The 19,320-nt window shown below is 70.8% G+C and carries 12 protein-coding genes and 2 pseudogenes; 9 read left to right on the plus strand and 5 right to left on the minus strand.

From position 1 onward, the window contains the following. Nucleotides 1-98: 98 nt before the first annotated feature. Entirely contained in the window at nucleotides 99-251 is a 153-nt protein-coding gene (locus tag ACFYW8_RS39165) for a hypothetical protein (protein ID WP_389090233.1), read from the minus strand. Nucleotides 252-345: 94 nt separating this feature from the next. Between ACFYW8_RS39165 and ACFYW8_RS39170 the strand changes: the two are divergent. Beyond that, a pseudogene (locus ACFYW8_RS39170) lies at nucleotides 346-489 on the plus strand (transcriptional regulator); the annotation flags it as partial. A gap of 61 nt (nucleotides 490-550) precedes the next feature. On the opposite strand, the gene ACFYW8_RS39175 reads toward ACFYW8_RS39170, so the two are convergent. Next, nucleotides 551-1,606 carry a hypothetical protein gene (locus tag ACFYW8_RS39175; RefSeq protein ID WP_389090236.1) on the minus strand — a complete coding sequence of 352 codons (1,056 nt, stop codon included), beginning with the start codon at nucleotides 1,604-1,606 and terminating at the stop codon, nucleotides 551-553. Nucleotides 1,607-1,957: 351 nt separating this feature from the next. On the opposite strand from ACFYW8_RS39175, the gene ACFYW8_RS39180 reads away from it, so the two are divergent. Further along, entirely contained in the window at nucleotides 1,958-5,188 is a 3,231-nt protein-coding gene (locus ACFYW8_RS39180) for an alpha-L-rhamnosidase (RefSeq protein ID WP_389090239.1), read from the plus strand. A gap of 113 nt (nucleotides 5,189-5,301) precedes the next feature. Here the strand turns inward: ACFYW8_RS39180 and ACFYW8_RS39185 are convergent, their stop codons facing one another. Further along, nucleotides 5,302-7,203, minus strand: a complete 1,902-nt coding sequence (locus ACFYW8_RS39185) for an ABC transporter ATP-binding protein (protein ID WP_389090325.1) — start codon at nucleotides 7,201-7,203, stop codon at nucleotides 5,302-5,304. Nucleotides 7,204-7,443: 240 nt separating this feature from the next. Between ACFYW8_RS39185 and ACFYW8_RS39190 the strand changes: the two genes are divergently transcribed. Beyond that, on the plus strand, nucleotides 7,444-8,430 hold the full coding sequence (locus ACFYW8_RS39190; protein ID WP_365869821.1) for a lysylphosphatidylglycerol synthase transmembrane domain-containing protein: 987 nt from the start codon (nucleotides 7,444-7,446) through the stop codon (nucleotides 8,428-8,430). 226 nt (nucleotides 8,431-8,656) lie between these two features. Further along, nucleotides 8,657-9,415, plus strand: coding sequence for a crotonase/enoyl-CoA hydratase family protein (locus ACFYW8_RS39195; RefSeq protein WP_365869820.1), 759 nt, complete (start codon nucleotides 8,657-8,659; stop codon nucleotides 9,413-9,415). A 54-nt stretch (nucleotides 9,416-9,469) separates the two neighbouring features. On the opposite strand, the pseudogene ACFYW8_RS39200 reads toward ACFYW8_RS39195, so the two are convergent. After that, nucleotides 9,470-9,625 (minus strand): annotated as a pseudogene (locus ACFYW8_RS39200) (IS630 family transposase); the annotation flags it as partial. A 132-nt stretch (nucleotides 9,626-9,757) separates the two neighbouring features. Between ACFYW8_RS39200 and ACFYW8_RS39205 the strand changes: the two are divergent. From ACFYW8_RS39205 to ACFYW8_RS39215, 3 genes are all read left to right on the plus strand, one after another. Beyond that, on the plus strand, nucleotides 9,758-10,990 hold the full coding sequence (locus tag ACFYW8_RS39205; RefSeq protein ID WP_389090244.1) for a hypothetical protein: 1,233 nt from the start codon (nucleotides 9,758-9,760) through the stop codon (nucleotides 10,988-10,990). Continuing rightward, nucleotides 10,990-12,417 carry a hypothetical protein gene (locus tag ACFYW8_RS39210; RefSeq protein ID WP_389090247.1) on the plus strand — a complete coding sequence of 476 codons (1,428 nt, stop codon included), beginning with the start codon at nucleotides 10,990-10,992 and terminating at the stop codon, nucleotides 12,415-12,417. Before ACFYW8_RS39205 ends, ACFYW8_RS39210 begins: the two co-directional genes overlap by 1 nt. 300 nt (nucleotides 12,418-12,717) lie before the next feature. Further along, nucleotides 12,718-13,803 carry a mechanosensitive ion channel family protein gene (locus ACFYW8_RS39215; protein ID WP_365869817.1) on the plus strand — a complete coding sequence of 362 codons (1,086 nt, stop codon included), beginning with the start codon at nucleotides 12,718-12,720 and terminating at the stop codon, nucleotides 13,801-13,803. 145 nt (nucleotides 13,804-13,948) lie between these two features. Here ACFYW8_RS39215 and ACFYW8_RS39220 read toward each other — a convergent pair whose 3' ends face one another. Then, entirely contained in the window at nucleotides 13,949-15,502 is a 1,554-nt protein-coding gene (locus ACFYW8_RS39220; RefSeq protein ID WP_389090251.1) for a M1 family metallopeptidase, read from the minus strand. A 320-nt stretch (nucleotides 15,503-15,822) separates the two neighbouring features. Here ACFYW8_RS39220 and ACFYW8_RS39225 point away from each other — a divergent pair, with 320 nt between their 5' ends. Together ACFYW8_RS39225 and ACFYW8_RS39230 are read left to right on the plus strand one after the other, a co-directional pair. Continuing rightward, the gene (locus ACFYW8_RS39225) at nucleotides 15,823-18,042 is read left to right on the plus strand and encodes an NADP-dependent isocitrate dehydrogenase (protein WP_389090254.1); all 2,220 of its coding nucleotides are present in this window, start codon (nucleotides 15,823-15,825) and stop codon (nucleotides 18,040-18,042) included. Between the two features lie 179 nt (nucleotides 18,043-18,221). After that, complete coding sequence (locus ACFYW8_RS39230) at nucleotides 18,222-19,280, plus strand: nitrous oxide reductase family maturation protein NosD (RefSeq protein WP_389090257.1); 1,059 nt, start codon at nucleotides 18,222-18,224, stop codon at nucleotides 19,278-19,280. Nucleotides 19,281-19,320 lie beyond the last annotated feature (40 nt).

A 19,320-nucleotide genomic window follows, 5' to 3' on the forward strand; every position in this document is an offset into this window, starting at 1 on the left:
AATGAGCGTGACAGTGTTCTCGGTGCTCGGGTCGAAGGTGTGGGCGGCCGAGGACTTCAGGGTGTTGAAGGTGGTGCCGTCGGTACTGCCACCGAGGGTCAGGGGTCCAGGTCCACGCCGTCGGCGCGGTAGGAGTTGGCGGCGCCGTTGACGGAGGTGACGTTGCAGGCCACTTCCTGGCCGCCGGTGTCGTAGTCCTCCGCCTGCACCGTGCCGGGCACGGCGGCAGAAGTGCCGCCGAGTTGTCGCAAATTTCTTACTGAAGTACGCAAATAATCGAAAAGGACGTCGCGGGCACCTTCAGCGTGACGCCCGCCTCGCGGCTCTCCGCCACTCGGGGCGCGGACGGGGTGCCCGGCGTCGACGATCGCCTCCTTCGAGCAGGGGAGACGGATTCCGCCACCCAAGTTCATCGACCGAGCCGATGAACCGCTCGACGCGGGCGGGCACACCGTCCGAGCCGAAGCGCGGCCTTCTCGCGCCCCGTGACCGTCCACGATCGGTTCCGGGGCGCGAAGCGGCAGGGCGGGGCCTTCCGTCGACCTCCCCCTCAGTGAGACGCGACCACTCGGAGCTCCAGCTCGTGTCTCGCCTCACTCCGCAGGGCCGCCTCCAGGTGGTACAACTCCGTGACGAGCCGGTCCTCGTGGCCGAGCACACGGCCGGCCAGGCCGATCAGCGAGTCGTCCTCATGAGGGGAAGACCACTCGAACAGAAGGTCGCACAGGGCGTCACCGCTCTCGTCCGGTTCCGGCGCCGTGCGCAGACCGGTCCAGCTGCGCTCCACCCGATGACTCAGAAGCGCGCTGAACGTCTCGACGCAGTGCCGTTTGCCGTCGGTGCTCTCGTCGGAGTTCAATCGGGCGACCAGCTCGGCGTACAGCTCCGGCATACCGAGTCCCAGCAGGCGTGCGCCCGCATACGCCCAGCGGTCCGATCCCGTTCCGCCGCCGTAGGCCTGCCAGCGCGGATTCCACAGCAGCCGGTTGAATTCGGCGCGTGCGGCGTCGCCGTGAGCCGCGATGCCCAGGATCAGTCCGCCGTTGCAGTCCGTGGACGCACCGCTCTCGCCCCACTCGACGAGCCTTCCCAACCATGACGGATCACCCGTCTTCGTGGCGAGGATCGGCAAGAACTCAGGGAACAGGCCGGAGCCGACGTGCCGCTCCAGAGCCTCCGCGATCTCGGTCCGCAGGCCCTGGCACGGCAGGTGCAGCAAGCCCAGGCACGCGTCCATCGCCTCGTGGTGATCGTAGTGAGGACGCTCGACGTGCTCCCACAACATCCGCTCGGCCGACTCGCACCCCAGGTAACCGACAGCGTGCAGCACACCGGTCGGCACACCGTCACGCAACCTGCCCGCCTCGACGCCCGCTTCCAGCAGGCGTTCAGCCACACCGACATCTCCGTGCCGGGCGAAAATCGGAACCAGCTTCTCGCGCGCTCCGGGATCGTCGAGGAACACCGGGAGAAGCGCCTCCACGTCGGATCGGGACCCGTACCGCAGCACCACGTCCACGACCATCGACTCCCACCGCCAGGTCACCGTCTTCGGATCGCCGGCGTACCTGTCGAGCAACTCACGCGTCGCCCACGAAATCCCCACCCCGACTACCACCCTGCCTAGACAACGCCGTTCATCATGGCCGAGGACGCGGCCCAGGGCCACGGAGATTCGACCCACCTTCCCGGCCCTTCGCCGCCCGGCGTGGCCGTGGGCGGTCGGGACTGCGGCCGTCAGGCGCGCGACAGCGTGCCGGGACCGGGCGGGGACCACTCCACTCATGAATTGAAACCGTTCAATCCACAGGTGGGGGAACCAGCCAGATCTCCGCGATGACACGGATCAGCAGAGTCGAATCCCGGAAATTACCTGCACCCTCATTGACCCTCACCCCCCACGCCCCTACCTTCACCGCTGTGAATCGATTCACAACTCCTAGGTGAGGGGCCGCAGTTGATCAGCAGGAGGAACATTCTGGCGGGCGCGGCGGGCGCCGTCGCCGCGACGGCCACAGGAGCGGGACCGGCCGTGGCCGCCTCCGTACCGGCGCCCATGTCCGCACCGGTGTCCGCGACGGCCGGGCCGCGTACCGGGCGCGGAGCTCCGCGCGTCACCGCTCCGACCGTCGAGTACGTCAAGCACCCCTTGGGACTCGACGCGCAACGCCCCCGGCTGAGCTGGCCGTTGGTCTCGGACAAGCCGGAGACGCTCCAGAGCGCCTACCGACTCCGCGTCGCCTCCAGCGCGTCGGGGCTGTCCCGTCCGGACGTCTGGGACAGCGGGAAGGTGACGTCCGGCCAGTCCGTCCTCGTCCCGTACGCCGGTCCTCAACTCGCCCCCCGGACCCGCTACTTCTGGTCCGTACGGGTCTGGGACACCGACGGCGCGGCCTCCGGCTGGAGCGCGCCGTCCTGGTGGGAGACCGGACTCATGGACGCTTCGTGGTCGGCGGACTGGGTCTCGGCTCCCGCCGTCCTCACGGACGCGCCCTCCCTCGAAGGCTGCAGCTGGATCTGGTTCCCCGAAGGTGATCCGGCGAGCAGCGCTCCGGCGGCCACACGGTGGTTCCGGCGGGTCGTCGACCTCCCCGACGGCGTCACGGCGGCGAAGATGGCCATCACCGCTGACAACGTTTTCTCCCTGTCCGTGAACGGCGCCGAAGTGGCCCGCACCGACCTGGAGACGGACAACGAGGACTGGCGCCATCCGGCCGTCGTCGACGTCCTCGCGCGGCTGCGCCCCGGCCGGAACGTCCTCGCGGTCGCGGCGACCAACGCGACGGTGGGCCCCGCCGGTCTGGTCGCGGTCCTCACCCTGAGCACGGTGTCCGGCGAACAGCGGATCGTGACCGACGCCTCCTGGCGGACGACGAACTCGGAGCCCGCGGGCGACTGGCGCGGGGACGGCTTCGACGACAGCGGCTGGCCGGCGGCGAAGCAGGCCGCCACCTGGGGGGCGGGCCCCTGGGGCAGGGTCGTCCCGGCGTCGTTCGCCGCCAACCAGCTGCGGCACGAGTTCACGCTCCCCCGCAAGAAGGTGGCCCGCGCCCGCCTGTACGCCACGGCTCTCGGCCTGTACGAGGCGCACCTCAACGGCCGCCGGGTGGGGCGCGACCAGCTCGCCCCCGGCTGGACCGACTACCGCGAACGCGTCCAGTACCAGACGTACGACGTCACCTCCCTTGTCCGGCCCGGCGCGAACGCCATCGGCGCGTACGTGGCGCCGGGCTGGTACGCCGGCAACGTCGGCATGTTCGGGCCTCACCAGTACGGTGAACGCCCCGCCCTGCTGGCCCAGTTGGAGATCGACTACGCCGACGGGACCAGCGAACGCGTCACTTCGGGCACCAACTGGCGGGCCGCGGCCGGGCCGATCGTCGCCGCCGACCTGCTGGGCGGCGAGACGTACGACGCGCGCATGGAGACCCCCGGCTGGACCTCACCCGGCTTCGACGACCGCGCCTGGCTCGCCGTCCGCACGGCGGGCGACGGCGCGCCCGGCCGGATCGTCGCGCAGGTCGACGGCCCGGTCCGCGTGGCCGGTGAACGTCCGGCGGAGACGGTGACCGAACCCGCGCCCGGCGTCTTCGTCCTCGACCTGGGCCAGAACATGGTCGGCTCGGTGCGGCTGCGTGTCTCGGGCGACGCCGGGACGACCGTGCGGATACGTCACGCCGAGGTCCTCAACCCGGACGGCACCCTCTACACCGCGAACCTGCGCTCGGCCGCCGCGACCGACACGTACACCCTCAAGGGGGGCGGCGAGGAGACGTACGAACCGCGTTTCACCTTCCACGGATTCCGTTACGTCGAACTCACCGGATTCCCCGGCACTCCCTCCGCGCGGGCCGTGACCGGTCGCGTGATGCATACGTCGGCGCCCTTCACCCTCGATTTCGAGACCGACGTCCCGATGCTCAACCAGCTCCACAGCAACATCACTTGGGGACAGCGCGGCAACTTCCTCTCCGTTCCGACGGACACCCCCGCCCGCGACGAGCGGCTGGGCTGGACCGGCGACATCAACGTCTTCGCGCCCACGGCCGCGTACACGATGGAGTCGGCCCGTTTCCTCGCCAAGTGGCTCGTGGACCTGCGCGACGGCCAGACCGCGGAGGGCGCGTTCACGGACGTGGCACCCATGGTCGGGACGGTCGGCAACGGCGTCGCGGGCTGGGGCGACGCGGGTGTCACGGTCCCCTGGTCGCTGTACGAGGCCTACGGGGACCGGCAGGTCCTGGCCGACGCCTGGCCGTCCGTCCAGTCCTGGCTGAGCTACCTGGAGCGCCACAGCGACCACCTGCTGCGACCGGCGGACGGATACGGGGACTGGCTGAACGTCTCCGACGAGACCCCCAAGGACGTCATCGCCACCGCGTACTTCGCGCACAGCGCCGACCTCGCGGGCCGGATGGCCACCGCGCTCGGCAAGGATCCCGCACCCTACGCCGGTCTCTTCGAACGCATTCGCGAGGCGTTCCGGAACGCCTACGTCGGCGCGGACGGGAAGGTGAAGGGCGACACACAGACGGCGTACGTCCTCGCCCTGTCCATGAACCTGCTGCCGGACGCCCTGCGCACCGCGGCGGCCGGCCGTCTCGTCGACCTGATCCGCGCGAAGGACTGGCACCTGTCGACGGGCTTCCTCGGCACGCCCCGGCTGCTGCCCGTCCTCACCGACACCGGGCACACCGACGTCGCCTACCGGCTGCTCCAGCAGCGCTCCTTCCCGAGCTGGGGCTACCAGATCGACAAGGGCTCCACCACGATGTGGGAACGCTGGGACTCCGTCCGGCCCGACGGCAGCTTCCAGACCCCGGACATGAACTCCTTCGACCACTACGCGTACGGCTCGGTGGGCGAGTGGATGTACGCCAACATCGCCGGCATCTCGCCGGGCCGCCCCGGCTACCGGGAGATCGTCGTGCGTCCCAGGCCGGGCGGCGACGTCACCTCCGCGCGCGCCACGTTCACCTCCGTGTACGGACCGGTCTCGACGCGGTGGCACCTGCGCTCCGGCGGCTTCGACCTCAGCTGCGCCGTGCCCGCCAACACCACGGCCGAGGTGTGGATCCCCGCGACCGGACCGGACGCGGTCTCCCACACCCGCGCGACCTTCCTGCGTACGGAGGACGGCTGCGCGGTGTACCGGGTCGGCTCCGGCAGCCACCGGTTCACCGCCTGACCGAGGTCCCGAAGGGCAGCCGGGCCCGCGGATCCCGAAGGTGGACACGAGTGGACGCCCGCCGGTGCGGTACGGCGGGCGTCCACGCGTGCGGCTCCGTGCTCCCCCGGGCCCTACGGCGCCACGTCCACCGCGACCGGGATCTCCCCCGCGTCCTCCCGGCCGGTCCTGAACTGCGTCCGGTAGAGCTCCGCGTAGCGCCCGTCCACCGCCAGCAGATCCTCATGGGTGCCCCGCTCGACGATCCGGCCCGCCTCGACGACGAGGATCAGGTCGGCGGCCCGCACGGTCGACAGCCGGTGCGCGATCACGACGGCGGTGCGGCCCTCCAGTGCCTCGGCGAGCGCCTCCTGCACGGCCGCCTCCGAGGTGTTGTCGAGGTGGGCGGTGGCCTCGTCGAGGATGACGACCCGCTGGCGGGCCAGCAGCAGCCGGGCGATGGTCATGCGCTGGCGCTCGCCGCCGGAGAGCCGGTAGCCGCGCTCGCCGACCACGGTGTCGAGGCCGTCGGGCAGGGACCGTACGAGCTCTTCGAGGCGGGCGCGGCGCAGCACGTCCCACAGTTCGTCCTCGGTCGCGCCGGGCCGGGCGAGGAGCAGGTTCTCGCGGACCGATTCGTGGAAGAGGTGTCCGTCCTGCGTGACCATGCCGAGGGTCGCGCGCATCGACGCGGCGCTGAGCTCGCGGACGTCGACCCCGCCGATGCGCACGGCGCCCGCGTCGGTGTCGTACAGGCGCGGCAGCAGTTGGGCGATGGTCGACTTGCCGGCGCCGGAGGAACCGACGAGCGCGACGGTCTGGCCGGGTTCGGCACGGAAGGAGATGCCGTGCAGGACCTCGGCACCGCCCCGGGTATCGAGGGCGGCGACCTCCTCCAGGGAGGCCAGGGAGACCTTGTCGGCGGAGGGGTAGGCGAAACGGACGTCGTCGAACTCGACGGCGACGGGCCCGTCCGGGACCGCGCGGGCGTCCGGCTTCTCGTCGATGAGCGGCTTCAGGTCGAGCACCTCGAAGACGCGCTCGAAGCTGACCAGGGCGCTCATCACCTCGACGCGTGCCCCGGCGAGCGAGGTGAGCGGCGCGTACAGGCGGGTGAGCAGCAGCGCCAGCGAGACGACGGCGCCCGGCTGCAGCGTGCCCTCCAGCGCGAACCAGCCGCCGAGGCCGTAGACGAGGGCGAGCGCCAGGGCCGAGACGAGGGTGAGGGCGGTGATGAAGGCGGACTGGGCCATCGCCGTACGCACCCCGATGTCCCGCACCCGCCGGGCGCGCGCCGCGAACTCGACGGACTCCTGCCCGGGCCGCCCGAAGAGCTTGACGAGGGTGGCGCCGGGCGCGGAGAAGCGCTCGGTCATGCGGGTGCCCATGGAGGCGTTGAGGTCGGCGGCCTCCCGCTGGAGCTTGGCCATCCGGCTGCCCATCCGCCGGGCGGGAAGCACGAACACCGGCAGCAGGACCAGCGCGAGCAGGGTGATCTGCCAGGACAGGGTGAGCATCACGGCCAGGGTGAGCAGCAGGGTCACCACATTGCTGACGACTCCGGACAGGGTGTTGCTGAAGGCTCGCTGGGCGCCGATGACGTCGTTGTTGAGTCGGCTGACGAGCGCGCCCGTACGTGTACGTGTGAAGAACGCGACCGGCATGCGCTGCACATGATCGAAGACAGCCGTCCGCAGATCGAGGATGAGTCCCTCGCCGAGCGTCGACGAAAGCCAGCGGCTCAGTATCCCCAGGGCCGCCTCGGCGAGCGCGATGACGGCGATGAGCACGGCAAGACGGATGACGGTGCTCTCGTTGCCGTGGGTCACGATGGCGTCCACGACGCGCCCCGCGAGCACCGGCGTCGCGACGGCCAGCAGCGCGGTCAGCACACTGAGGAGGACGAACTGCCAGATACGACGGCGATGCGGACGGGCGAAGGCGGCGATGCGGCGAAGCGTCGCACGGTCGAAGGGACGACGCTCCTGTTGGGCGTTCATGACACTGTGGAGCTGTGTCCAGGCTGTGGTCTCCATGCTCATGAGAGAGACAGTAGGACCTCAAGCTTTGTTGAGGTCAACAGCTCCGGGCGGGAACACTCGCACGGGCTGCCCCTCCGCATCGCCGGGGGCAGCACCGCGGTCGACACCGAGGTGAACACCAGGGTCGGCACCGCGCCCCCGAGGGCCGCCGCTCCCACGGCTTGCCCGGCGTGTCAGCCGCCGTCTCCGCACCCGCAACCTCACGTTGGTGCGGTGTGGAAAACCTCTCCCGATGTGACATCCGTACGACTTCCCCGGGCGCTGCCCCGGCTCCCCCGCCGCCTCGCCCTGCGGCCTGCCGTCCGTCCGGTCCTGTGCCTGCTGCCGCTCGCCCTGGTCCTGGTGGTGGCCGTGCGCCACCGGTCCGTGCTCGTCGAGGGCTTCGGTCATCTGAGGTCGGCCCAGTGGCCCTGGCTCGTGGCCGCGGCCGCCGCCACCTGTCTGACGTGGGTGGCCGCGGCCGTGACCCGCCAGGGCGCGGTCGTGCAACGGCTGCCGGCGCGCCGGCTGCTCGCCACGCAGTTCGCCGCGGGCGCGGCGAACCATCTGCTGCCGACGGGTCTCGGCGCCGGTGCGGTCAATCTGCGGTTCATGACCGTGTGCGGGGTACCGCTGGCCCGGTCGTCGGCCGCGCTCGCGCTGTATCTGCTCGCCGAGTCGGTCGCCCGGCTGACCCTGCTCTCCGGCCTGCTGATCGCGTTCCCCGGAGCGCTCCAGCTCGGCGGCCTGCTTCCGGAAGGGGCGGTGGGCCCGCTGCTGCTGCTCGGCATCGGCGCGGTCCTGTGCGCCGCGGTGGCCGTGCTCGCTCTCGTACGACGGCTGCGCGCGGCCGTCTTCTCCTTCCTGCGCACCGCGTTCGGCGAGGCCCGCTCGGTGCACACCCGTCCGTCCCGGGCCCTGGCCCTGTGGGGCGGCTCGCTCGCCTTCCCGCTGCTCCAGGCGGCCGGACTCGCCGCGGTGGGGCGGGCGCTGGGTCTCCCGGTGTCGCCCACGCACATGATGATCGCCTATCTGGCGGCGACGGTCGCGGTCGCGATGGTGCCGACGCCCGGCGGACTCGGTTCGGTCGAGGCGGCGCTGATCGTGACGCTGGTCGCCGCGGGCGGCCCGGTGGCCGTGGCGACCGCGGTGGTACTGGCGTACCGGATCATCACCGTGTGGCTGCCGCTCCTCCCGGGAGCGCTGACGCTGGGCGCGTTGGTCCGCTACAAGGTGATCTGAACCTGAGCCGGGCCTGTCGGCTCGCTCCGGCTCGCGCGGTGTGCCCGGACCGGGTCCGGGCGTCGGAGGGGGTCCGGGCGTGGGAGGGGGGCCGGGCGTCGGAGGGCCGGGGCATCTGGGCATCAGGGCCCTTCCGCTCCAGGCCGTGCGTTCCGTCGCGTGCTGTGATACCGAGGAGTAACACGGCGTGCGGTGTGGCGCGCCGGCCGGAGAAAGGGACAGCGCGATGCCGGTCCGGATCGAACGTCAGGGTCACGTCACCACCGTCGTCCTCTCCAGGCCCACGGCCCGCAACGCGGTGGACGGGCCGACCGCCGCCGAACTCGCGGACGCCTTCCGGAAGTTCGAGGCCGACGAGACGGCGCGCGTCGCCGTGCTCTGGGGCGAGGGCGGCACCTTCTGCGCGGGCGCGGACCTCAAGGCCATCGGCACCGAGCGCGGCAACGAGGTCACCGAGGACGGTGACGGCCCGATGGGTCCCACCCGGCTGCGCCTGACCAAGCCGGTGATCGCGGCGGTCGCGGGACACGCCGTGGCCGGTGGCCTGGAACTGGCGCTCTGGTGCGATCTGCGGGTCGCCGAGGAGGACGCCGTCTTCGGGGTGTTCTGCCGCCGGTGGGGGGTGCCGCTGATCGACGGGGGCACGGTACGGCTCCCCCGGCTGATCGGCACGAGCCGCGCGATGGACATGATCCTCACCGGTCGCGCGGTCGCCGCTCCGGAAGCGTACGAGATGGGGCTCGCCAACCGCGTCGTCCCGGTGGGCCGGGCCCGCGCCGAGGCCGAGCTACTGGCCGCCGAGATCGCCGACTTCCCGCAGTCCTGTCTGCGCAGCGACCGCGCCTCGGTCCTCGACCAGGAGGGCCTGATCGAGAAGGAGGCCATGCGCACCGAACTCCGTTACGGCATGGGCGTGCTGGACGAGAGCATGGAGGGCGCGGCCCGCTTCGCCTCCGGCGCGGGGCGGCACGGTTCGTTCGGCTAGCTCCGGCACCAGGGCCGGAGCCAGTGCTCCGACCGCATAGGTTCGCCGGGTGGTTCAGGCTGCGGCGGCGAGCGGGCGTCCGCCCCAGCGGATGCCCTTCTCGCTGCGGATACGGGCGCGTTCTTCGCGTTCGACGGCCAGGACGTCGCGGTGGCGGGCGTTCGCGTTGCGTCGGCGCAGGTAGGCGTGCAGGGCCCGGGTCTGAGCCGTGGAAGCGAGGTCTGACGCCCGGGCTCGTACAACCTTCGTACGGCGATCTTGGTCTCAGGGTGCGAGCACACCGTCCGGTGGGCCGGCTCCAAGGGGTCGGCCCACCGGCGTTCCACGACAGAGGGAGGGCTTTTGCCCCGTCGAGAGAGTCGCACGCTCGGGCAGCCGTCCGGTCGTGCCTGGTCACTGTCCCTGGTGGCCGGTCTGCTGATGGTCCTGGGGACACCGCACCTCGCCGCCGCCGAGGAGGACAAGCCCCGCTTCGACCGGGCGATCGAGAAGGTCACCACGACCCCGGGGGCGACGTTCGACCTGCCCGGAGGATTCACCAACAGCACGGGACGAACGCTCGACACCCTTTATCTGGAGGTCCAACTCGACCGCTACCTCTCCTTCGCCGACGAGTTCGGCAACTGCTGGTACCAGGAGAGCCATGAGACCTTGCTGGCCAACAGCATGATCTGCCGACTCGAAGGCACGATGCGACCCGGCCGGTCCTACGACCTGGACTTCGGCAAGGTGAACGTCGACAACGCGGCGAGCTTCGGGAACATCTACTACAGCGTGCCCACCGAGGCCAAGCCGCCGGAAGGCGCACGCCGGGGCACAGGCCGCCCGCTGGCCTTCGGCGAGCGCGACCACGCAGACCGGTACGTCCGGTCGGCTTCGGCTTCGGCTTCGGCTTCGGCTTCGGCTTCGGCTTCGGCTTCGGCTTCGGCTTCGGCTTCGGCTTCGTACGACGTGGTGTCGACCCGTCTGGACGTCGACAACCCCGTCGACCTCGCGCTCAACGAGGTGACCCTGCGCGGCAAGCGGGGAGACAAGGTCAAGGCCGACTTCTTCTTCGTCAACAACGGTCCCGGGGGCGTGTGGGCCGTATTCGACGACGAGGAGGACAACGAGACGGCGGTCGTGGTCAACCTGACGGTGCCGCCCGGACTGACGGCCGTCGAGGTCCCCGACTTCTGCCGGGGCGAGGAGCGAGGACACGGGGACAAGGGTGCCCCGGGCGCGTCCCACTACTACTGCTGGCAGCACCGTCTCGACAAGAGCCGGACCATGTCCCCGGGGCAGTTCGAGTACTTCCCCTTCGTGTTCCGCATCGACCGGGCCGACAACAGGCCCGGCGGAATCAGGATGGCGGGGGCCATCGGCCACGGCGACAGCGACCCGTCGAACAACTCGGCCGCCATCAAGGTCGACATCGCCGGCGCCCCGGCCACCCCGTCGGCATCAAGCACGGGCGCCTCCCTCTCCCCTGTCCTCATCGGCGGCGGCATCGCCGCGGCGCTGGCCCTGGGCGGCGCCGCCCTGTGGCTGCGGCGCCGGTCCGAGGCCTCCCACACCCCCCGGGAGGAGTCCTGATGAATCGCACCCCCCTGCGCCCCCGTCGCCTCACGCTCGCCGGCATGGCTCTGACGGCCGGCGCCCTGCTGATCACCGCACCCGCCACCGCGGACACCACGCGGCCGGACGCCACCACACACCCCCTGGTCGTGGTCGTCGACACACCGTGGGAGGAGATAGTCCCCATGGACAAGGCCGCCCACTCCAACGGCATCTGGGTGTCCGACGTGGGACAAACCGACCTCACCGACGTCACCGTGACGATCGACGCCTCCGCCCTGAAGACCGTCTCGGACGACGTGGACGTGCCCTGCGACCCCGACGGCGACCTGATCGGCGTCTGCCACGGCATCGGCCCGGTCCGGCGGGGCGTTCCCGTCCGGGTCGGCGCTGTACGCGTCGGCCGCCCGAAGACCTCGGCCGCGGGCCTGTCCCGCCAAGTACGGATCACGGCTTCCGGCGGGGACGGCTCGCACGGCATGCAGCGATACACGGTCACGGTCCGGGAGGCCGGGCAAGTGTTCGACCGGGCGGCGAACGCCCGCGAACGGCTCGCCCCCGGCGGGACGCTGCCGCTGCCGGGCGGCTTCACCAACTTCACCCGCACCGCTCTCCCCGCGGTCGAGGTCCGGCTGACGCTCTCACCGGGCCTGTCGCTGACCGAGCGGTTCCGCAACTGCGTGTGGGAACGCGAACAGACCCGTTGGACGACGGTGAGCTGCAAGGTGCGGGGCCCCTTCGACCCGTTGTCCTCGTACGACCTCGATCTCGGGACGGTACGGGCGGATACCGACGCCATGCGGGAAAGCATCGGGTACGAAGTGGGGTTGTGGTCGTCCGGCAACGCCCACTCGTCGCCCATGGGCAACCAACGGGCGGGCGACGGACCCGACGAGCTGACGGCCGTCCCCCGGTCCTCCGCCGCCACGCACCTGCGCACGGACGCGAAGGTGCAGCATCCGCTGCGCACCGCCGTCGACGTGGCCAACACGGCGGACTTCGCCGTCACCGGGACCACCCTGCGGGGCAGGCCCGGCGACGTGGTGCGGGCCGAGTTCACCGTGCGCAACCTCGGACCCGGGAGCAGGAGCGCTACGCCGAAGGAGGAGTCGGGCAACTACGATTCGCTGTGGCTGTCCGTGCCTCCGGGGGTGACCGTCGTGCACGCTCCGTCCACCTGCTACGGGCACAAGACCGACCGGCCCTCCGCGCGCCCCCCCTTGAGGGAGCCGGGCCTCGGCGGACCCAAGGGGCGGGGTTACGGCTGTGGGAGCCCCAGCCCCTTGGGGAATTACCTCGCGGCCGGAAAGGAGCTGCGGTACGTGTTCGAGTTCCGCGTCGAGGCGTCAGGGGACCTGCGGCCCGGTTTCGTCACCACGCTGTACCGGGAGGGAGACCCCCGCCCGAAGAACAACACAGCACGCGTCGAGGTCAAGGAGCGGTAGGGACGGCACTGGCCGGGCAAGGGCCGTGGCGGCGACACCTGAGCCCGCGCGACGGCCACCCGCACCCGCGCCCCCGCAGGCAAGGGCAGTTGGCCGGGTGAGCCGTCAAGAGGGGCCGCACACGGGGTTGGTGACGGAGGGGCACGCGGATGCGGCAGGATGAGCGGTCCCCCCGGACGATGACGAAAACACGTCCGGGCATGATCGTGCGTTCCCGGATTCGAGCAGGTGGCAAGTGACGACACAGCACATTCGGCCCGCGGGCCCTCACCCCGGTCGCGGCTTCCGAGGAGGTCATCGATGAAGCGCTCCGTCACCGTGGACGACCTGATGATCGCCGGAATAGCCGTGGCAGCGGGGCTGCTGGCGGCGTTCCTGCTGCGGATGCTGCTGCGCTGGCTGGGCAAGCACGCCGAACGCACCCGCTGGAGCGGTGACGACATCATGGTGGACGCGCTGCGCACCGTGGTGCCGTGGTCGGCCGTCGCCGGGGGCATCGCCGCGGCGGCCGCGGTGCTTCCGCTGACCGCGCCGATCGGCCGTACCGTCAACCGGTCGCTGACCGTTCTGCTCATCCTGGTCACGACCGTCACCGCGGCCCGGCTGATCACCGGCCTGGTGCGGTCGGTGACCCAGTCCCGTTCGGGCGTCGCCGGGTCGGCCACCATCTTCGTCAACATCACCCGGGTCGTGGTGCTGGCGATCGGCTTCCTGATCGTCCTGCAGACCCTCGGTATCTCGATCGCGCCCCTGCTGACGGCCTTGGGTGTGGGCGGCCTGGCCGTCGCCCTCGCCCTCCAGGACACCCTCGCCAACCTCTTCGCGGGCGTGCACATCCTCGCGTCGAAGACGATCCAGCCAGGCGACTACATCCAGCTGAGCAGCGGCGAGGAGGGGTACGTCGTCGACATCAACTGGCGCAACACCACGGTCCGTCAGCTCTCCAACAACCTGGTCATCATCCCCAACGCCCAGCTCTCGGGCACGAACATGACCAACTTCACCCGGCCCGAGCAGCGGATGACGCTCACCGTCCAGGTCGGCGTCGGCTACGACAGCGACCTGGACCACGTCGAGCGGGTCACCAACGAGGTCGTCGCCCAGGTGATGACCGGGATCGACGGCGCCGTACCGGAGCACGAACCCGCGGTGCGTTTCCACACCTTCGGAGACTCCCGCATCGGTCTCACCGTGATCCTCGGTGTGGGCGAGTTCAGCGACCAGTACCGGATCAAGCACGAGTTCATCAAGCGCCTGCACAAGCGCTACCGGGACGAGGGCATCCGGATTCCGTCGCCCGCCCGGACCGTCGCGCTCCAGCCGGGCGGCGCGGGGTTCCTGGAAACCGCCATCCCCCATCAGCGCGAGGCCGCGAAGCGGCCTTGAGAACAGGCCCGAGGACCAGTCCTGAGAACGGGTCCTCAGAACGGGTCCTCAGAACGGTCCGGGGGCCGGGCGGAGCACTCCGCCCGGCCCCCGCCGCTCGCCGGCCCCCGCCCCCGCCCCCGCCGGTGGCCGGTCGCCTGCGCGATCAGAGCGTGGCGGTCGAGTCCGGGTAGTGGCCGGGCACGCGGTGGCGCGGTGCGACCAGGCTGGTCACCACCGGGGTGACCGTCCAGTCCGGGTGGTTGGGCATGCGCGGCGTCTTGGTCCCGTACAGCCAATCGTTGAGGAAACCGGACTGGTCCTGTCCGGAGATCTCGGACGCGACCGCGATGTAGTCGGCGGTGGTCGTCGCGGAGTTGCGGTACCGCTCCAGGAAGGTGCGCTCGACGCGGTTGAAGACGTCCTCGCCGAGGGCCTCGCGCAGCGCGTAGAGGACCAGGACACCGCCCAGATAGCGCTGGTTGTCGAAGAGGTCGGCCTCGTTCGGCGCGGCGACGGGCCCGGAGTCGTTGCGCCACTGGTCGCCCCTGGCGTACGTGTCCTTCATCCGGGCTTCCATGGTGGTCATGCCGAGCGAGTCGGCCCAGCCGCGCTCGTAGCGGTAGAGCAGCCCGTAGAAGTCCGCGTGGCCCTCGTTCAGCCACAGATCGGCCCAGTTGGCCGGGCTGACGCTGTTGCCGAACCAGGAGTGGACCAGCTCGTGCATCATGTGCGAGCCGATCTTCTTCTCCTCCTGGAGCAGGAAGTTCGGCTTGTAGAGCGTCAGGGTCTGGGTCTCCAGGCCCGTGAAGTCGAAGGCGTTCGCGTCGTCGGAGTTGCAGGGCAGCAGCCCGTACGTCTCGAACGGGTAGGCGCCGAGGCGCTGTTCCAGCCAGTCGAGAAGGCCGGGGGTGAGCGCGAGCGCCGGCTCCAGCGCGGTGGCGCGCGCCGCCGGGACGACGTCGCGCAGCCCCAGCCCGTTCGGCCCCTGCCGCTCCTTGACGACGTAGTCGCCGACCGTGATCTGCACCAGCTCGGTGGCCATCGGGGAACCCGAGCGGTACGTGTACGCGGTGCGGTCGCCGTCCAGGTTCTCCGTGCAGACCAGCGTGCCGTTCGCGACACCGCGCAGCCCGCTCGGCACGGTGACACGGAAGCTGAAGTCCGCCTTGTCCATCGGATGGTCGTTACAAGGGAAAACGGTGTGCGCGGAATTGGGCTGAGGACATATCGCGAAGCCGTCGGGGGTGGGAACCCAGGCGGTGTGCGTGAGTGCCTTGGCGGGGTCGGCGCCGTACTCGACACAGACCGCGACGGCGCGGGACCTCGGCAGGGTGCGGACAGGGGTGACCCGAAGCTTCTCGTCCGCCTGCTCGAAGGCTGCCGCGACACCCCCGACCCGCACCGTGCGCACATCCAGGCCGAGCGCGTCGAGCGAGAAGCGGGAGAGGTCCTGGGTCGCCCTGATCATCAGGGTCGCCTTGGCGTCGACCAGCCGGGTCGTGGCGTCGTACGAGAAGTCGAGGTGGTAGGCCTCGACACGGTAGCCGCCGTTGCCGAGGGCCGGGAAGACGGAATCGCCGAGGGTCTCCGCGCCCGGGGTGCCCTCGTCCGGTCTTGAGGCGAGGGGCCGCGCCGAGGCCGCGGGGGCGGCGACGAGCGCTGCGGCCGTGCCGAGCAGCGCGGCCGCGGGGGCCGTCACTCTGGTGCGATATCTCATGGTCCGCTTTCTTTTCGGGCGACGGAGAGCCTGGAGACCCGCCGCGAGATCAAGTGGGCGATCACCTGGAATACGCCTGGGCGGAGCGCCCGGTTGCCTCGATCCGGCGATTCCCGCGTTCACTCCGGCACGCGTTTTCACTTCCGCCCGGCCCGGCCCGAACGCGGCACCGGCGGTGGCCGTCGCGGTCCGCGCGGTCCGACGCGGACGGCGGAATCCCGCGCCTCCGGGCCGACCCGGGACGGACCCCTGTCGAGCCGGGGCCGCTCACGAGATATCTTGATGTCGAGCAATGTTGCAGACGTGGAGCGGAGCACCCGGTGACTGACTCGACCATCATTTACACGCACACTGACGAGGCCCCGGCCCTGGCGACGTATTCGTTCCTGCCGGTGGTCCAGGCGTACGCCTCGCAGGCGGGTGTCACTGTGGAGACCCGTGACATCTCGCTGGCCGGGCGCATCATCGCCCTCTTCCCGGAGTTCCTCCAGGAGGACCAGCGCATCGCGGACGCCCTGTCCGAGCTCGGTGAGCTGGCCAAGACGCCCGGCGCGAACATCATCAAGCTGCCGAACATCTCGGCCTCGATCCCCCAGCTCAAGGCGGCCGTCGCCGAGCTGCAGGCGCAGGGCTACGCGCTCCCGGACTACCCGGACGACCCGAAGTCGGACGAGGAGCGCGACATCCGCGCCCGTTACGACAAGGTCAAGGGCAGCGCCGTGAACCCGGTCCTGCGCGAGGGCAACTCCGACCGCCGCGCCCCCGCGTCGGTCAAGAACTACGCCAAGACCCACCCGCACCGCATGGGCAAGTGGACGTCCGACTCGAAGACGAACGTCGCCACCATGGGCGTCGACGACTTCCGCTCCACCGAGAAGTCCGCGGTGATCACCGAGGCCGGCGCGCTGCGGATCGAGCTGGTCGGCGACGACGGCTCCACCACCGTCCTGCGCGAGTCCGTACCCGTCCTCGCGGACGAGGTCGTGGACGCGTCCGTCCTGCACGTGGCGCCGCTGCGCGAGTTCCTCACCGAGCAGATCGCCCGCGCCAAGGCCGAGGACGTGCTGTTCTCGGTGCACCTCAAGGCCACGATGATGAAGGTCTCCGACCCGATCGTCTTCGGTCACGTGGTGCGCGCCTTCTTCCCGAAGACGTTCGCGGCGCACGGCGCGACCCTCGCCGCCGCCGGCCTGTCCCCGAACGACGGTCTCGGCGGCATCTACAAGGGCCTGGAGGCGCTGCCCGAGGGTGCCGAGATCAAGGCGTCCTTCGACGCCGAGCTCGCCGAGGGCCCGGCCCTCGCGATGGTCGACTCCGACAAGGGCATCACCAACCTGCACGTGCCGTCCGACGTCATCGTCGACGCCTCGATGCCGGCCATGATCCGCACCTCCGGGCACATGTGGGGCCCGGACGGCCAGGAGGCCGACACCCTCGCGGTCCTGCCCGACAGCAGCTACTCCGGTGTCTACCAGGTCGTCATCGACGACTGCCGCGCCAACGGCGCCTTCGACCCGTCGACCATGGGCACCGTCCCGAACGTCGGTCTGATGGCGCAGAAGGCCGAGGAGTACGGCAGCCACGACAAGACCTTCGAGATCCCGGCCACCGGCACGGTCCGCCTAATCGACCAGGCCGGCAACGTCGTCCTGGAGCAGGCCGTCTCCGCCGGCGACATCTTCCGCGCCTGCCAGACCAAGGACGCCCCGATCCGCGACTGGGTGAAGCTGGCCGTCACCCGCGCCCGCGCCACCGGCGACCCGACCGTGTTCTGGCTGGACGAGGACCGCGCGCACGACGCCGTGCTCATCGAGAAGATCAAGCGGTACCTGCCCGAGCACGACACCGAGGGCCTGGACATCCGCATCCTGTCCCCCGTCGAGGCGACCAAGCTGTCCGTGGAGCGCATCCGCCGCGGCGAGAACACGATCTCGGTCACCGGCAACGTGCTGCGCGACTACCTGACCGACCTGTTCCCGATCCTGGAGCTGGGCACCAGCGCCAAGATGCTGTCCATCGTCCCGCTGATGGCGGGCGGCGGCCTCTTCGAGACGGGCGCCGGCGGCTCCGCCCCGAAGCACGTGCAGCAGCTGGTCAAGGAGAACTACCTGCGCTGGGACAGCCTCGGTGAGTTCCTCGCGCTGGCCTCCAGCTTCGAGCACCTCGCGACCACCACGGGCAACGCGCGCGCCCAGGTGCTCGCCGACACCCTCGACCGCGCGACGGCGACCTTCCTCAACGAGGACAAGTCGCCGACCCGTCGCGTCGGCGGCATCGACAACCGCGGCAGCCACTTCTTCCTGTCCCTGTACTGGGCGGACGAGCTGGCGCGGCAGAGCGACGACGCGGACCTCGCCAAGTCGTTCGCCCAGCTCGCCGAGACGCTCACCGCGCAGGAGTCGACGATCGTCGGCGAGCTGAACGCGGTCCAGGGCGACCCGGCCGACATCGGCGGCTACTACCAGCCCGACCCGGCCAAGGCCGCGAAGGTCATGCGTCCGTCCGCCACCTGGAACGAGGCGCTGGCGATCCTCGCCTGACCCACGCACCACACCGGCGCCACCCCCCGCGGGTTCTGTTCCGCGCACGCCGCCCCGGCCGGATCCTCCGGCCGGGGCGGCGTCGTCGTGAGGTCCTCCCGGCGCGTCACGGTGACAGCAGCGGCCCACCTGGGGGATCACCGGTGGCGGCCCGGAACACCCGTTCATAGCTTCGGCACATGACCAAACAACAGCTGGCCCACCTCGCGTGCACCGCGGTGGTCGTGGCCTCGGGCATGGGCGCCGCCCTGCCGGCCGACCACCCGTCAGTGCACCTGGTACGCGCGGGTGAATCCATCCAGAAGGCCGTGGACTCGGCGCGAGCGGGCGACACCGTCGTCGTCGCCCCCGGCACTTATCACGAGAGCGTCACCATCACGGTGGCGGACCTGACCCTGCGGGGCGCGAGCGCCCGTGCCACCGTCATCGTGCCGGGTACGGCCACAACCGACGCGTGCGCCAAGGCGGGCAACGGCATTTGTGTGACGGGCACGGACAGCAAACGCGTCCGGGGCGTCACGGTCGCCTCACTGACCCTGAGGGGCTTCTCCAAACAGGGTCTGTGGGCGTCGGGAACCGACGGGCTGACGGTCCGCGGGGTGACCGCGGAGAAGAACGGCCAGTGGGGCCTCGCCGAGGAGAGGTCCGTCCGCACGAAGTTCGTGGGCGACACCGCGAAGGACAACGGCGACGCCGGCGTCTTCCTTTCCAACACGGTCGCCACCGAGGAGGGAGCCCGCGACACCCTGGGAACGGTGGTCGCCCACAACCAGCTGAGCGGCAACCGGATCGGCATCACGGTGCGGCGGCTGCGCAACCTGACCGTCGCCCGCAACGAGGCCACCGGCAACTGCACGGCCGTGTTCATCGTGGGCGACGAGAACAAGCCGCGCGTCGGGGACCTGTCCGTACGCCGGAACTACATCCACGCCAACAACAAGTCCTGCCCCAAGACCGCCCGGCTGCCCGCCCTCCAGGGCTCGGGGATCGTCCTCACCGGAGCGGAGGACGTGCGCGTGACGCACAACAGGGTCGAGGACAACGTGGGCACCTCCCCGCTGTCGGGCGGCATCGTGCTGTTCAAGAGCTTCGTGGGCGCGCTCAGCGAGCGCAACGTCGTGCGCGACAACGTGGTCCTGCGCAACGGCCCGTCCGACCTGGCCAACCGCGACACCGGCAAGGGCAACACGTTCCCCGGCAACACCTGCAAGGTCTCCGAGCCCGCCGGAATGTGCTGACGTCCCGGCCCGACCGCGGAACCGGGTCCGCACCCCGGCA

Origin of the sequence: Streptomyces sp. NPDC002742 (assembly GCF_042888885.1) — a bacterium.
GTDB lineage: Bacteria > Actinomycetota > Actinomycetes > Streptomycetales > Streptomycetaceae > Streptomyces.